The organism is Brevibacterium aurantiacum (assembly GCF_003932995.1).
Classification (GTDB): domain Bacteria; phylum Actinomycetota; class Actinomycetes; order Actinomycetales; family Brevibacteriaceae; genus Brevibacterium; species Brevibacterium aurantiacum.
The window spans coordinates 2086974-2100697 of sequence record NZ_CP025333.1; the positions used below are offsets into that span (position 1 = coordinate 2086974).

At 63.3% G+C, this 13724-nt stretch carries 12 protein-coding genes; 6 read left to right on the forward strand and 6 right to left on the reverse strand.

All coding sequences use genetic code 11. The annotated features are described in order from the left end of the window. Positions 1-244: 244 nt before the first annotated feature. Positions 245-1057, reverse strand: a complete 813-nt coding sequence (locus CXR25_RS09715) for a ParA family protein (RefSeq protein ID WP_029417561.1) — start codon at positions 1055-1057, stop codon at positions 245-247. Between the two features lie 174 nt (positions 1058-1231). Between CXR25_RS09715 and CXR25_RS09720 the strand changes: the two genes are divergently transcribed. The 3 genes from CXR25_RS09720 to CXR25_RS09730 are packed head-to-tail and all read left to right on the forward strand — an operon-like array spanning position 1232 to position 6028. Beyond that, complete coding sequence (locus tag CXR25_RS09720) at positions 1232-4633, forward strand: pyruvate carboxylase (protein ID WP_101556331.1); 3402 nt, start codon at positions 1232-1234, stop codon at positions 4631-4633. Next, the gene (locus CXR25_RS09725; RefSeq protein WP_009884630.1) at positions 4626-5132 is read left to right on the forward strand and encodes a peptide deformylase; all 507 of its coding nucleotides are present in this window, start codon (positions 4626-4628) and stop codon (positions 5130-5132) included. The genes CXR25_RS09720 and CXR25_RS09725 overlap by 8 nt, the downstream gene beginning before the upstream one ends. 41 nt (positions 5133-5173) lie before the next feature. Then, positions 5174-6028 carry a 3-hydroxybutyryl-CoA dehydrogenase gene (locus tag CXR25_RS09730; RefSeq protein ID WP_009884629.1) on the forward strand — a complete coding sequence of 285 codons (855 nt, stop codon included), beginning with the start codon at positions 5174-5176 and terminating at the stop codon, positions 6026-6028. A 95-nt stretch (positions 6029-6123) separates the two neighbouring features. On the opposite strand, the gene CXR25_RS09735 is transcribed toward CXR25_RS09730, so the two are convergent. After that, on the reverse strand, positions 6124-7383 hold the full coding sequence (locus CXR25_RS09735; RefSeq protein WP_069600150.1) for an aspartate aminotransferase type Ic: 1260 nt from the start codon (positions 7381-7383) through the stop codon (positions 6124-6126). A gap of 135 nt (positions 7384-7518) precedes the next feature. Between CXR25_RS09735 and CXR25_RS09740 the strand changes: the two genes are divergently transcribed. After that, a complete protein-coding gene (locus tag CXR25_RS09740; protein WP_236850379.1) occupies positions 7519-8238 on the forward strand; it encodes a class I SAM-dependent methyltransferase in 720 nt (239 codons plus the stop codon). 134 nt (positions 8239-8372) lie between these two features. On the opposite strand, the gene CXR25_RS09745 is transcribed toward CXR25_RS09740, so the two are convergent. Beyond that, entirely contained in the window at positions 8373-8837 is a 465-nt protein-coding gene (locus CXR25_RS09745; RefSeq protein WP_069600152.1) for an Hsp20/alpha crystallin family protein, read from the reverse strand. Between the two features lie 83 nt (positions 8838-8920). Between CXR25_RS09745 and CXR25_RS09750 the strand changes: the two genes are divergently transcribed. Then, positions 8921-9856 (forward strand): AEC family transporter, encoded by a 936-nt coding sequence (locus CXR25_RS09750; RefSeq protein WP_096145559.1) that lies wholly within the window; start codon positions 8921-8923, stop codon positions 9854-9856. A 158-nt stretch (positions 9857-10014) separates the two neighbouring features. Here CXR25_RS09750 and CXR25_RS09755 read toward each other — a convergent pair whose 3' ends face one another. Next, on the reverse strand, positions 10015-10530 hold the full coding sequence (locus tag CXR25_RS09755) for a ferritin (protein WP_029417556.1): 516 nt from the start codon (positions 10528-10530) through the stop codon (positions 10015-10017). A 198-nt stretch (positions 10531-10728) separates the two neighbouring features. On the opposite strand from CXR25_RS09755, the gene CXR25_RS18645 reads away from it, so the two are divergent. Beyond that, positions 10729-11010, forward strand: a complete 282-nt coding sequence (locus tag CXR25_RS18645; protein ID WP_009884623.1) for a 4a-hydroxytetrahydrobiopterin dehydratase — start codon at positions 10729-10731, stop codon at positions 11008-11010. Here the strand turns inward: CXR25_RS18645 and CXR25_RS09765 are convergent. Together CXR25_RS09765 and CXR25_RS09770 are read right to left on the reverse strand one after the other, a co-directional pair. Further along, positions 10986-12434, reverse strand: a complete 1449-nt coding sequence (locus CXR25_RS09765; protein WP_009884622.1) for an amidase — start codon at positions 12432-12434, stop codon at positions 10986-10988. The two genes, CXR25_RS18645 and CXR25_RS09765, sit on opposite strands and share 25 nt — an antisense overlap. A gap of 4 nt (positions 12435-12438) precedes the next feature. Next, positions 12439-13671, reverse strand: coding sequence for an amidohydrolase (locus tag CXR25_RS09770; RefSeq protein WP_009884621.1), 1233 nt, complete (start codon positions 13669-13671; stop codon positions 12439-12441). Between the last annotated feature and the right edge of the window lie 53 nt (positions 13672-13724).

The following is a 13724-nucleotide window of genomic DNA, read 5'->3' on the forward strand; positions in this document are numbered from 1 at the left end:
GGGATTGATGAGTGTGGCCCGTCCGAAAGGACGGGCCACACTCATATTCAATGACAGGTTCGGCAGTGGCGCTCTGCCTCAGCATCGTCCAGGCGTCGCGGTACGAACTGGGCGCTGCGGTGGGATCTGCACGCGGCACTGGGATCTGGGCGCTGCGGTTGTGGTCTCGCTGTCCCGGAAAAGCATCAGGTGCAGCTGAACTCAGTCAGCTGCACCTGATTGCACTATCTCGGACTTACCGGACCTACTGCTTCGGGGTTTTGCGCGAGCGGATGTTCTCCGAACGTAGGGCACGCTCCAGCAGCGCGTCGAACGACGTCGCCACCTCTTCTGCCGGCTTTCCAGGCCAGGAGTGGATCGGACGCGCCGACCCCTGGGCCTGCTGCATCACTGCGCGTTCGGCCAGTGGGGGATTGAGAACCAGTGGCCCGAACATCTCCCGCATCTCTGAGATCCGATAGTCATGCTCGTTGGACCCGGCACGCACCCGGTTGACGACAAGACCCAGCGGCTGGATATCCGAGGTGCCACGCTGGCGCAGCTCGTCGGCGGCCCGCAGTGCGCGATCGGCTGCGGCGACCGAGAACAGACTGGGCTCAGTCACCACGGCCACCCGACTGCTGGCCGTCCACGCGGTGCGCGTGAGCCCGTTGAGACTCGGCGGACAGTCGATGAGCACGAGACGATAGCCCTTGGCCACCCGACTCAGTGCGTCTTCGAGGCGCCGGAGGTACCTCTCAGACAGCGAAGGGCGATCGAACTCCGCAGCCCTGGGGGAGCCGGAGATCACGTCGAGGTGTCCGAGCTTATCGCCCACCCACCCGGAGGGGATGATCGCCTCGGACAGGATTTTCTGGGACTTAGGAGCAGCGAGAACATCGGCGATGTCGACGCGCGTCGACGTCGGGACATCAAGGCCGGTCGAGGAATCCGCTTGCGGATCCATGTCGACGACCAAGGTCGGAATTCCCCGGTTGTATGCGGCCGAGGCAAGACCGAGTGTCACGGACGTCTTACCGACTCCGCCTTTGAGGCTGCTGATACTTAGGACAAGCACCCTCCTACGTTAACGTATCCGGCTGGGCTGAGCCGTCACGACCACGCCGGGCGTGGCAGTCGAGTGAAAATGGGACCCCCTGATTCGAGTGGCCTGGGTCACTGAGTAGAGTAGTTCTTCGACAGCCCGTCGACTATCGCCTACGAGCGATCGATACAGAAGTGAGAGACACAGATGTTCTCTAAAGTTCTTGTGGCAAATCGTGGAGAGATTGCCGTTCGCGCGTTCAGAGCAGCGTACGAACTCGGCGCCTCCACTGTCGCTGTTTTTCCCTATGAGGATCGGAACTCCGAACACCGCATGAAAGCCGACGAGGCCTACATGATCGGCCAAGAAGGCCATCCAGTCCGTGCCTACCTCAGCGTCGAAGAGATGCTGCGCGTCGCGAAGGAATCCGGAGCCGACGCCATCTACCCCGGCTACGGCTTCCTGTCGGAGAATCCCGACCTGGCGCGAGCCTGCCATGAGGCAGGAATCACCTTCATCGGCCCCAAGGCCGATGTACTCGAACTCGCCGGCAACAAGGTGCAGGCTCTGACAGCCGCACGCAATGCCGGGATTCCCGTACTCGATTCGACCCGTCCCTCTGCTGACATCGCGCAGCTGTTGGCCGACGCGGAATCCATGGAGTACCCACTCTTCGTCAAGGCTGTGGCCGGAGGCGGAGGACGCGGAATGCGCCGCGTCGGCGAAGCCTCGCAACTGGAGGACGCACTCAAAGCCGCCATGCGCGAAGCCGAGGGTGCCTTCGGAGATCCCACGGTCTTCATCGAGCAGGCCGTGCAGCGGCCGCGCCACATCGAGGTCCAGGTCCTTGCCGACAATGACTCGAATGCGATCCACCTCTTCGAACGCGACTGCTCGGTCCAGCGTCGCCACCAGAAGGTCATCGAACTTGCACCGGCTCCGAACCTGGACCCGGCCATCGCTGACGCGCTTCACGCCGACGCCCTCAAGTTCGCCAAGGCGCTGGGCTACCAGAACGCCGGAACCGTTGAGTTCCTCCTCGAAACCGACGGCCCCCGCAAGGGCCAGCACGTCTTCATCGAGATGAACCCGCGCATCCAGGTTGAGCACACGGTCACCGAGGAGATCACGGACGTCGACCTGGTCGCCTCCCAGATGCGCGTCGCGTCGGGGGAGACCCTGGCTGAGATCGGCCTGACTCAGGAAGACATGCGGATCAAGGGTGCTGCCCTCCAGTGCCGCATCACCACCGAGGATCCGGCAAATGCCTTCCGTCCCGACACCGGAACCATCACCGCCTACCGCTCTGCCGGCGGCGCAGGTGTCCGACTCGACGGAGGAACCGTCCACGCCGGTGCCGCCGTCAGCGCCCACTTCGACTCGATGCTGGTCAAGCTCACCTGCCGTGGTCGCGACTTCGAACAGGCGATCTCACGTGCCCGACGGGCCCTGGCCGAGTTCAGGATCCGCGGCGTATCGTCGAACATCGGCTTCCTGCGAGCGGTGCTCGAAGATGACTCGTTCATCGCCGGTGACCTGGCAACATCATTCATCGAAGAGCGGCCCCATCTGCTCGACGCCCGTGTCAGCGCGGACCGTGGTTCGAAGATCCTCGACTACCTGGCCGACGTCACCGTCAACCGTCCTCACGGCGAACCCAGCGTGCGCATTCGCCCCGGTGAGAAGCTGCCCGAGATCGACCTCGGCGCGGATCCCGCACCGGGCAGCCGTGACCGTCTCCTCGAGGCCGGTCCCTCCGGCTTCGCCCAGTCGCTGCGCAATCAGACACCATTGGCTGTCACCGACACCACGTTCCGCGACGCTCACCAGTCCCTGCTGGCCACCCGGGTCCGCTCCCGTGACCTGCTGGCCGTCGCCGGACACGTCGCCCGGATGACGCCGGAGCTGCTGAGCATCGAGGCCTGGGGAGGTGCCACCTACGATGTGGCGCTGCGTTTCCTCGGTGAGGATCCCTGGGAACGGCTGACCGCTCTGCGCTCGGCAGTGCCCAACATCAACCTCCAGATGCTCCTGCGCGGTCGCAACACCGTCGGCTACACCCCGTACCCGACTCAGGTCACTGACGCCTTCGTCGATGAGGCGGCACGCACCGGCATCGACATCTTCCGCATCTTCGACGCCCTCAACGACGTCGAGCAGATGCGCCCGGCCATCGAAGCGGTTCGTTCCACGAACACCACAGTCGCCGAGGTTGCCCTGTGCTACACCTCCGACATCCTCGATCCGCGTGAAGAGCTCTACACGCTCGACTACTACCTCAAGCTGGCTGAGCAGATCGTCGGTGCCGGAGCACATGTGCTCGCGATCAAGGACATGGCCGGGCTCCTGCGCCCCGCCGCCGCGACGAAACTCGTCACAGCACTGCGGGAGAACTTCGATCTCCCGGTCCACGTCCACACCCACGACACCGCGGGCGGTCAGCTGGCCACTCTCTACGCTGCCGCGGCAGCCGGAGCAGACGCCGTCGACGCCGCCTCGGCGGCCATGGCCGGCACCACGAGCCAGCCGAGCCTGTCCGCGCTGGTGGCAGCGTTTGAAAACACCGAACGCGACACTCAGATCAGCCTCAACGCTGTCAGCGATCTCGAGCCCTACTGGGAATCAGTCCGCAAGGTCTACGCACCCTTCGAGTCCGGTCTGGCCGGACCGACCGGACGTGTCTACCGACATGAGATCCCGGGCGGACAGCTGTCCAACCTGCGCCAGCAGGCTGTGGCACTGGGACTGGGGGAGCGATTCGAAGAGATCGAGCGCATGTACGCCGCAGCCGATGCCATCCTCGGCCACCTCGTCAAGGTCACTCCCTCGTCGAAGGTCGTCGGTGACCTCGCGCTCCACCTCGTGGGCGCCGGTGTCGATCCTCAGGAGTTCGCCGAGAACCCGGACAAGTTCGACATCCCGGACTCGGTGATCGGATTCCTCAACGGCGACCTCGGCGACCCTCCAGGCGGATGGCCTGAGCCGTTCCGCACAAAGGCTCTGGCAGGCCGCAGGCACAATGCTGTCTCCGAAGACCTCGCAACCGAGGACGCGGCAGCGCTGGAGACCCCCGGCACCGAGCGGCAGGCGAAACTCAATTCGCTTCTGTTCCCTGGACCGACGAAGGAATTCCAGCAGATGCGGGCCAACTACGGTGATCTCTCCGTTGTCGAGACCTCGGAATACCTCTACGGTCTGACCGCGGGGGAGGAACACGCCGTCGAACTGTCCAAGGGCAAGGACCTCCTCATCGGTGTCCAGGCCATCAGCGGCACCGACGAACGCGGCATGCGCTCGGTGATGTTCACTCTCAACGGCCAGCTGCGTCCACTGCAGGTTCGCGATCGTGCCGTCGAAAGCGACGTCAAGACCGCGGAGAAGGCCGATCCGACGAACTCCGGTCACGTGGCCAGCCCGTTCGCCGGTGTGGTCACCCTGCAGGTTGCCGAGGGCGACACGGTCGAGGCCGGCGCTACGGTTGCCACGATCGAGGCGATGAAGATGGAGGCTTCCATCACCACTCAGACGGGCGGCACCGTCTCACGTATCGCCATCGGCAACGTCCAGCAGCTCGAAGGCGGCGACCTCGTCGTGGTCATCGATGGCTGAACGCGACATCCGTCTCTGGGGTGATCCGGTGCTGCGCAGTCCGTGCGCACCGGTCACCGTCTTCGACGAAGGGCTCAGAGCATTGGCCCAAGACCTCGTGGACACATCTCTGCCGGAGGGCCGGGCCGCTGTGGCGGCACCGCAGATCGGCGTCGGCGTACGGGCATTCGGATATGATCTCGACGGCCGCACGGGGTATGTCATCAACCCCGAGGTCGTCGAGGTCGGCGGGGAGCTGCGCGACATCGAAGAAGGCTGCCTGTCTGTCCCCGGGCTGTTCTTCCCCACACCGCGCTACGAGTTCGCTCGTGTGCGCGGTGTGGATGCGGAGAACTCGCCCGTGGAGATCTCCGGCACCGAGGTCTTCGCCCAGATGCTTCAGCACGAGGTCGCTCACCTTGATGGTCAGGTCTACGTCCAGACCCTTCCCAAGGAGCGTCGCCGAGAGGCGATGAAGGCCATCCGCGGCTCAGACTGGTTCCTCGCCAGGCAGCCGTAACCAACAACGACGAATCACCACTTCAACAGAAGGAGCACCAGATGAGCATTCAACGCACTGCAGTCATCGGAAGCGGACTCATGGGAGCAGGCATCGCCGAGGTGCTCGCGAAGTCAGGTCTCGACGTCATCGTCCGTGAGATCAACGACGAGGCCTCGGCAGCTGGTCGTGCTCGTATCGAGAAGTCCCTGGCCCGTGCGGTGGAAAAGGGCAAGCTCGATGCCCAGGCCCGTGACGAGGCGATGGGCAGGCTGCGATTCACCACCGACATCGGCGAACTCGCCGATCGTCAGCTGGTCATCGAGGCCGCAAGTGAGAACGAGGACATCAAGAAGTCGATCTTCGCCGAACTCGACAAGGTCGTGACCGACCCCGATGCGATCCTCGCCTCCAACACCTCGTCGATGCCGATCATCCGGTTTGCACAGTCGACGTCACGTCCGGAGCGTGTGCTCGGGGTTCACTTCTTCAACCCGGCACCGGTCCAGCCCCTGGTTGAGATCGTCTCCTCCGTGCTCACCGCCGATTCGGTGCGTGATTCGGTCACGGAGTTCGTCGCCGAGGTGCTGGGCAAGAACCCGATCCAGGCGCAGGACCGTCCCGGGTTCATCGTCAATGCACTGCTTATCCCGTACCTGTGCAGTGCCATCCGCATGCTCGAGGCCGGGTTCGCCACCAAGGAAGACATCGACGCCGGAATGGTGGGCGGCTGCGCGCACCCGATGGGGCCGATCAAGCTTGCCGACATGGTGGGACTCGACACCTGCCTGTACGCGGCTGAGAGCATCTACAGGGAGACCGGAGATCCTGCGGCCAAACCTCCAGTGCTGCTCTCGCGCATGGTTGATGGCGGTCTGCTCGGAGTCAAGTCCGGCCGCGGCTTCTACGAGTACTGAGGCCAAAGGCACCAAGACAGACAAAGAACTCCTGGTCGGTGATCGCACCGACCAGGAGTTCTTGTATTCAGGCTGCGTACCGCGAAGCGCAGGCTTCAGCCCGCGAGGAGTTTCTCGTAGCTGGCGAGCTTCACACAGGCCACGAGGCCCTGTGCAGCCAGTTCCACATCTTCGACTGTCGGCATGGTGGGGGCGATGCGGATGACGTTGTTGTGCGGATCCAAACCATAGGGATGGGTGGCACCGGCCGGGGTCAGCTTGACCCCCGCCTCGGCGGCCAGCTTCACGATCCGGTCCGCGGTGCCCTCCAAGGTGGTCAGCGTGATGAAGTATCCACCGTCTGGGTGGGTCCATTGCGCCAGGTCGGTGCCGCCCAGTTCCCGTTCCAAGGTATCGAGCACCGCGTCGAATTTCGGTGCGATGATCTTCGCGTGCTGGCGCATGTGCTCCTTGACGCCCTCCGGGGTGGAGAAGAAACGCAGGTGACGCAGCTGGTTGACCTTGTCGGGACCGATGGAGATCTTTGCGAGATTCGACCGGATCCAATCATTGGTCTCGGGACCCGCACCGAAGAAGGAGACGCCGGCACCGGCGTGGGTGATCTTCGACGTTGAGGCGAAGATCCAGGGGCGTTCCGGGTGTCCGGCCTTGGCGCAGATGTCGAGGATGTCGAGGACCTCGGGATGCTCGTCCCGGAGGTGGTGGAGACCGTAGGCGTTGTCCCACAGCAGCGTGAAGTCGGGTGCCGCTGCCGGCATCGCCGCGAGCTCCTTCGCCCGCTCCTCGGTGATGGTGATGCCTGTCGGGTTCGAGTACATGGGCACCAACCACATGCCCTTGACCGTTTCATCCTCTGCCAGACGCTGGGCCTCGGCGACGACCGGACCCTGTGAGTCCATGGGGATGCTGAGGAGTTCGAAGCCCAGCGACTCGGCCAGCGTGAAATGGCGGTCGTAACCGGGGACCGGGCAGATGAGCTTGTGAGGCCCCTGGCCCCAGGGGCGTGAGTCACCGACGGTTCCGTGCATGAGAGCAAAGGTCAGAGCCTGGGCCATGAGGGTCAGAGAGGCGTTGCCGCCGGCCAGCAACTGGTTCGAAGGGATCTTGAGCAGCGGTGAGAAGAGCTCACGCAGCTCGACGATTCCGTCCAGACCGCCATAGTTGCGGGTATCGACTCCGCTGGGAGTCATGACGTCATCGGGTGTCACCGCAGTCAGAAGGTCTGCCGCCAGGTCGAGTTGCGCGCTTGCAGGCTTGCCTCGGGTGATATCGAGTTTCAACCCGCGGGAAGCGAATTCCTGATAGGCGCCGGAGGCGCTCTCCAGCTCTGCCTGCAGCTCGGACGTGGGGGACATCGATGCTCCTTGTCACTGTTGTTTGACCGGTACCTCTATCCTAGTCACTTCCTGAGTTCGGCGCGGGCGCCACCCATCGGCGACGAGTTAGAGTTGACCTCGATCATTGAACTTTGCGAATCGGGGTGGGCAGCTGTGAGACCACGCGCGCGATCGGCCCATGGGCGCAGCTTCGGTCGACTGGCCGACGTCTACGATGAAGTGCGCCCACGCTATCCAGATGCGGCCATCGACCTTGCGGGCTCTGAGTGGAGCGAACTCGACGTCTGCGATCTGGGTGCGGGGACGGGCATCCTCAGTCGTGCTCTGCTCGACCGCGGAGCCCAGGTCATCGCCGTCGATCCCGACGAAGAGGCCCTGGAGAGCAATCCTGCGCGCAGCAGCGGCGGCAGCGCAGAAGACACTCTGCTGCCGGATGACTGCGTCGATGTCGTGACCGTGGCACAGGCCTGGCACTGGTTCGACGAAGCCGCCGCGGCGGTTGAGATCTCGCGCATCCTGCGACCGGGCGGTCGGCTGCTCATCCTCATCAACCAACTCGACGTGCGTGTCGACTGGGTGCTGCGCCTGAGTCGGATCATGCACGCCGGGGACGTGTACCGTCCCGCGTACCGCCCGAACCCGGCCGGGTTCGAGCTCGTCGCTCATGAGCTGGTCGAGTTCTCCACCCCACTCACCGTGGATGGCACCGTGGATCTGGCCCGGACCCGTTCCTATTGGCTGCGCTCGAACCAGACGACCAGGGCCCGGGTCGAGGCGAATCTGCGTGAGTACTTCACCCTTGAGCACCCTATCGACGGAGCGCTGGAGCTGCCCTACATGTGCCTGGCGTATGTGCTTAAGTCGGTTGCCTGACGGTTCGCCAAGCTGCCTGGTCGGTCCCACACTCAGCGCAAAGAAGCGGGCCGTACCATGGGTGCGGCCCGCTTCTCACGGTCGAGTCCTTCGCAACGGAGCGTTGTGTCCGTCGTGACGGCGCAGACTGTCGATCAGGCGCCGGCCGGATCCTCATCACGGACCGGAGAGGTTTCGACAACCTCGGTGGCTCTGGTCGGGTTGGAGTGCGAGACATTGATCTTGCGGGGCCGAGCTTCCTCTGCCACAGGGACGGTCAAGGTCAGCACGCCGTCCTGGTAGTCAGCCTGGATCCGGTCGAGGGCGACTCGATTGCCCAGGGTGAGCTGGCGTGCATAGGTGCCGGTCGTCCGTTCCCGGGTCAGCCACTTCACATCCTTATCCGCCACCTCGGACTGCCGCTGAGCGCGAACGGTCAGCGTGCGATCCTCAACGTCGACGTCGATGCTCGAGGGGTCAACACCCGGCATGTCGATACGTGCGACGAAGACCTCTCCATCACGGTAGAGATCCATGGGAAGCGAAGTGGAGTTCGGGGTGCGAGTCACTTCCGAGAAGAATCGATCGAGGTCACGGATGGGGTCAAAACGTGTAGCCATGAGCTTCCTTTCGTTAGGTCGTTACATTGAGTCAAACACACTCAACTTTGAAATGATTCCCATCTCATGAAATTCTCAGTCTCGTGAGTCTCACTCCGGTCCTCCTCGCCCTCGTTCCCGTCGCTGTTCTGATCTTCTTCGGCGCCGTGCTCAAAAGACTCCCAGGTTTCACCAATCCCGAATTCTGGTCAGGAGCGGAGAAGCTCGCCTACTACTGCCTGTTGCCGGTGCTGCTGTTCACATCGGTCGCCGACGTCAACGTCGCACATGTTCCGCTCGGGCGACTGACCATCGGCCTCATCGCCCCGACATTGCTCGTATCGATCCTCATCATCGTGCTGCGTCGGTTCGTGACTCGCGATCTTCCATCCTTCACCTCGGTGCTGCAGGGCGGAATCCGCTTCAACACCTACATCGGACTGTCGATATCGGCCAGCATGTTCGGACCTGAGGGGAGTGCCCTGGCTGCCATCGTGGCGGCCGTTCTCGTGCCCACGGTCAACATCGTCTCCAGCCTGGGGTTCGAGTTTCTGCGCACCGGGCCCAGCTCCGTGCTCGGAATCCTCCGCGTCATCGTGACGAACCCGCTGGTGATCGGCTGTGCGGCCGGGGGAGCGTTCAACCTCACCGGAGCTCGCGTGCCCGATGTGCTCGACTCCGTGCTCTCGCCATTGGCGGCCGCGGCCCTGCCGATCGGACTTCTGTGTGTCGGCGCCGGTCTGCGAAGATTCCCGCTTCGCGCCCAGGTCGCGGGCCTGATCAATTCCACCGTGGCAAAGCTCATCGTCCTGCCTGCAGTGACCCTGCTCGCTCTGGTCCTGCTCGACGTCCCCACCACCCCGGCGTTGGTGGCCATGATCTTCCAATCGATCGCCACGGCCAGCTCCGGCTATGTCATGGCGAGGCAGCTCGGCGGCAATTCGGAGCTCATGGCCGCCCTCATCGCGGCCCAGACTGTGCTCATGCTCATCACGCTGCCCATCGTCCTGCTCGTCTCACAAGCCGTACTCGGCAGCTGAGCAATTCATCGTCCGCGGTCTCTCGCATTACCCGCGAGTTCGCGGACTGGAAGTTCTCACACCGAAGCAGCGAATGGCCGGACCCCGTGCGGGGTCCGGCCATTCGCTGCTTGCCTACGGTGACTGCAGGTCACACGCAACAGGTCATGATCTGTCGATCACTCGTTGTCAGCCTTGATGTCAGGGTGACGCGATCCGAGCTCGGAATCGATCCGGAGCAGACCGGAACCGCTGTCGCCGACGAGCTCAAGGCGACCGATGATCTCAGAGATGGTTGATTCCTCTTCGACCTGCTCGTCGATGAACCAGTGCAGGAGCGGCAGGACGTCGAGATCGGTCTCCGACTGAGCAGTGCGGTAGAGGTTGCGAATCGATTCGGAGACCTTCTCCTCGTGGGCCAAGGCAGCCTTGAAGTAGTCGATGGGCTGTGAGCCCGAGACCTTCGGTGCCGCGATGTCACCGATCTGGGGAGCGAAGCCACGATCCTGGCAGTGCTGAATGAATTTCGCAGCATGGACCTGTTCTTCCTCGGACTGCGCACGCATCCAGCGTGTCATTCCGGGAAGGTCGTGATCATCGAGCTGAATGGACAGCTGCAGGTAGACCATCGACGCTTCGAGTTCGAGAGTGACCTGCTCGCCGAGGACCTTCTGCATTGCGGGGCTCAACTGCATATGTTTCTCCTTCGCGATACGAGACGGATTCGTTCCGTCCTCATGTTCCATATCCTGACACCTTTTCTAGAACGGTTCCAGTGTGGGAAGGCTCGGCAAACAATGCTGAGGCATGGCATACCTGACCCAGCAGATTCGCTGCTTTTGCCGATGCCGTGGCTATGGACACTTCGCCGGGCCCGGTGCCAAGCTGGGTCCATGCAGGATCGAATCGACGAACTCACACAATGGCAATCGGCCGACGACGCACTCCACGCACGGTTCCTGACGGGTTCCTTCGTCAGCGGAGTCACGTTCATCAATGCCATCGCAGACGCAGCAGAAGCCGCAGGCCACCACCCGGATGTGGACCTGCGGTTCCCACATGTGGATATCTCACTGACCACCCATGACGCCGGGTCGATCACCGACAAGGACATCGACTTGGCCACTGAGATCTCCCAGATCGCGAAGGATCAGGGCATCGACGCAGCCAGCTGAGGATGACGGCGATGGACCTGGGTCGCCGTTTCGAAGGCATGCGCCATGCGCAGCAGGTCCACGTCGGCACCCGGCTTCGCGACGAGCTGGACTCCCACCGGCAGCCCCGACTCCGAGAAGCCCGCAGGCACGGAGATCGCCGGGCACCCCGTGGCCGAGATCAGACACAGGGCTCGCATCCAATCGAGATAGTTCTCGAGTCCGACCCCGTTGATCTCCGTGGGGTATTCGATGCTGGCGTCGAAGGGGAGCACTTGGCAGGTGGTGAGCACCAGGAGGTCGTGGTCACCGAAGAACTGGTCGACTTCGCCATGCAGACGTGCACGAGCACGATCGGCGGAGACCACCTCGGTGCCGGTCAGCTTGAGTCCCATCTCGATGTTCCAGATCACGGAATCCTTGATCTGTTCGGGATGCTGTTCCAGCAGGGGCCCCCAGGAATGGACGAAATCGAGGGCTCGTCGAACGTTGAAGACCTCATCGGCATCGCCGAGGTTGGGGATCGTGTCGACGACGCTCGCTCCCAGCTCGGAGAAGACGTCTGCCGTACCCGCCACGATGTCATGGACCTCCCGTTCGACGGGGAGCAGACCGTTGAGGTCTGGGTTGAATCCGATCTTGACACCGCGCAGGTCAGGTTCGGCCTGATGTCCCAGCTCGAACTCGGGCAGGTCGAAGACGCTGCCGGGCTCACTGATCGAACGAGGCCCGCCTGGCTCCGGCCCGGCAGTCGCACTCATCGTCAATGCCACATCCGAGACCGTCCGGGCCATGAAGCCGCTCTGTGCCAACCACGCGAACGGGTTGCCGGGAAGCGTATGAGGAATGCGCCCATTCGACGGGCGAAACCCCACGACATTGTTGAACGACGCGGGGGAGCGCAACGATCCTCCCATGTCCGAACCATCTCCGGAGGCTTGGATGCCAGCGGCCAAGACCGCCCCGACTCCGCCGGAGGAGCCCGAGGCGGACTTGCTCGTGTCATAGGGATTGACCGTGGTGCCGAAGACCGGGTTGAAGGTGTGCGAGCCCGCCGCGAACTCAGGCACATTCGTCTTGCCGGTCGTGTTGACACCCGCCGCTTTGAGTCGGGCGATGATGAGGGAGTCAGTCTCGGGAACGCGATCGGCCATGATCGGCGAGCCCCAGGTGGTGCGCATCCCGGCAGTGTCGTGCGTGTCCTTATGGGTCATCGGCACGCCGTGCAGCGGTCCGATCGGCTCACCGTTGGCCACCGCCTGGTCAGCGGCGTCGGCGCGTGCCAGCGCGCCTTCGTCATCGCGGGTCACCACCGCGTTGAGGGCCGGGTTGAGAGCATCGATGCGTGCCAAGTGATCGCTGAGTGCTTCCCGCGCAGAGATCTCCTTCGTCGCGATCTTCGCCGCCAGCTCACGGGTGGACAGCCAGTCCAGTTCCTTGCTCATCGTCTCACTTCCCGACCGTGCTGAGAACGGCGCTCAGTGCCGCACGAATACCGGTCTCCAGTGTGGTTTCGACATCGTCTGGAGCGAAGAAGGGGGAGTGGTTGCCTGCCGGCGGTTCATCACCGTCGAACTTGGCGGGGGAGTACCCGCCGAAGAACCAGTAGACGTAGGGCACGTCGATGTCATCGCCGAAGGCCCCGAAGTCCTCGCTGCCGGTGACGGCCTGGTCCAGGTGGACCTGTTCTGCTCCGAGCTCGGATCCGGCAGCCTCGAGGAACTGGTCGGTGGTTGCAGGATCGTTGTAGCAGCGTGGGAACCGGTACATCTCTTCGATGATCGGCTCCGGTGCCCCGGATGCCTGCGCCTCGGCGAGGATGATGCGTTCGATCCGGTTGAGGACGACCTCACGCACCTCCTCGTTGAAGGTGCGGATGTTGAGTTTGAATTCGGCGGAATCGGGAATGATGTTCTCCTTCAGCCCGCCGTGGAAGGTGCCCACGGTGACGACAGCCATGTCGCGACCCGAGATCTCTCGCGAGACGATGCTCTGGAGGCGGGTGATCATATAGGCGCCGAGGACGATCGGGTCGACTGAGTTCTCGGGCTGTGAACCATGAGCCTGCTTGCCTCTGACCGTGACCTTGATGCAGTCGGACATCGCCATGGCGGTCTCCTTGGCCACGTAGACGTGTCCGGCCTTACCGGGCCACACGTGCTGTCCGTAGACGACCTCTGGCTTGACGGTCGAGTCCCAAAGTCCGTCGTCGAGCATCGCCCGCGCGCCCTCGCCGGTCTCTTCGCCGGGCTGGAAGATCATGACCACGCTGCCTGACCACAGGTCCTTGTGCTCGACGAGGTAGCGGGCCAGATATAGGCCGACGGTGATGTGCGTATCGTGGCCGCAGCCGTGCATGACCTTCGTGGTCGATCCATCGGGCAGTGTTCCCTCAGCCGTCGAGGCGTAGTCGTATCCGGTATCTTCGGCGATCGGCAGTCCGTCGGTGTCGGCCCGGTAGGCCACGACAGGGCCTTCTCCGTTTTCGATGACGCTGACGATGCCGGTGCCGCCGTAGGTGCGGGTTTCAAGTCCGAGTGCTTCGAGCTTGGAACGAATCGTCGCAGCCGTCTGAGTCTCCTGCATCGACAGCTCGGGCGTGCGATGGAAGTCCTTGTAGTCGGCGACTGTCTGTGCCAGATTGTCCGAGATCGCACTCCGAAGAGTGGTGTTGAGCGACATGATGTCCTTTCACAGTGTGGGTGTCTTCGATGGTCTCAGGTATTGAATGACGA

What these genes read in the sequence shown, in the direction of transcription:
- CXR25_RS09755 (WP_029417556.1), bottom strand. Translation starts at nt 10,530, where the DNA reads ATGCAGTTGAGCCCCGCAATGCAGAAGGTCCTCGGCGAGCAGGTCACT.
- CXR25_RS09735 (WP_069600150.1), bottom strand. Translation starts at nt 7,383, where the DNA reads ATGTCCCCCACGTCCGAGCTGCAGGCAGAGCTGGAGAGCGCCTCCGGC.
- CXR25_RS09765 (WP_009884622.1), bottom strand. Translation starts at nt 12,434, where the DNA reads ATGAGCAAGGAACTGGACTGGCTGTCCACCCGTGAGCTGGCGGCGAAG.
- CXR25_RS09720 (WP_101556331.1), top strand. Translation starts at nt 1,232, where the DNA reads ATGTTCTCTAAAGTTCTTGTGGCAAATCGTGGAGAGATTGCCGTTCGC.
- CXR25_RS09730 (WP_009884629.1), top strand. Translation starts at nt 5,174, where the DNA reads ATGAGCATTCAACGCACTGCAGTCATCGGAAGCGGACTCATGGGAGCA.
- CXR25_RS09770 (WP_009884621.1), bottom strand. Translation starts at nt 13,671, where the DNA reads ATGTCGCTCAACACCACTCTTCGGAGTGCGATCTCGGACAATCTGGCA.
- CXR25_RS09745 (WP_069600152.1), bottom strand. Translation starts at nt 8,837, where the DNA reads ATGGCTACACGTTTTGACCCCATCCGTGACCTCGATCGATTCTTCTCG.
- CXR25_RS18645 (WP_009884623.1), top strand. Translation starts at nt 10,729, where the DNA reads ATGCAGGATCGAATCGACGAACTCACACAATGGCAATCGGCCGACGAC.
- CXR25_RS09725 (WP_009884630.1), top strand. Translation starts at nt 4,626, where the DNA reads ATGGCTGAACGCGACATCCGTCTCTGGGGTGATCCGGTGCTGCGCAGT.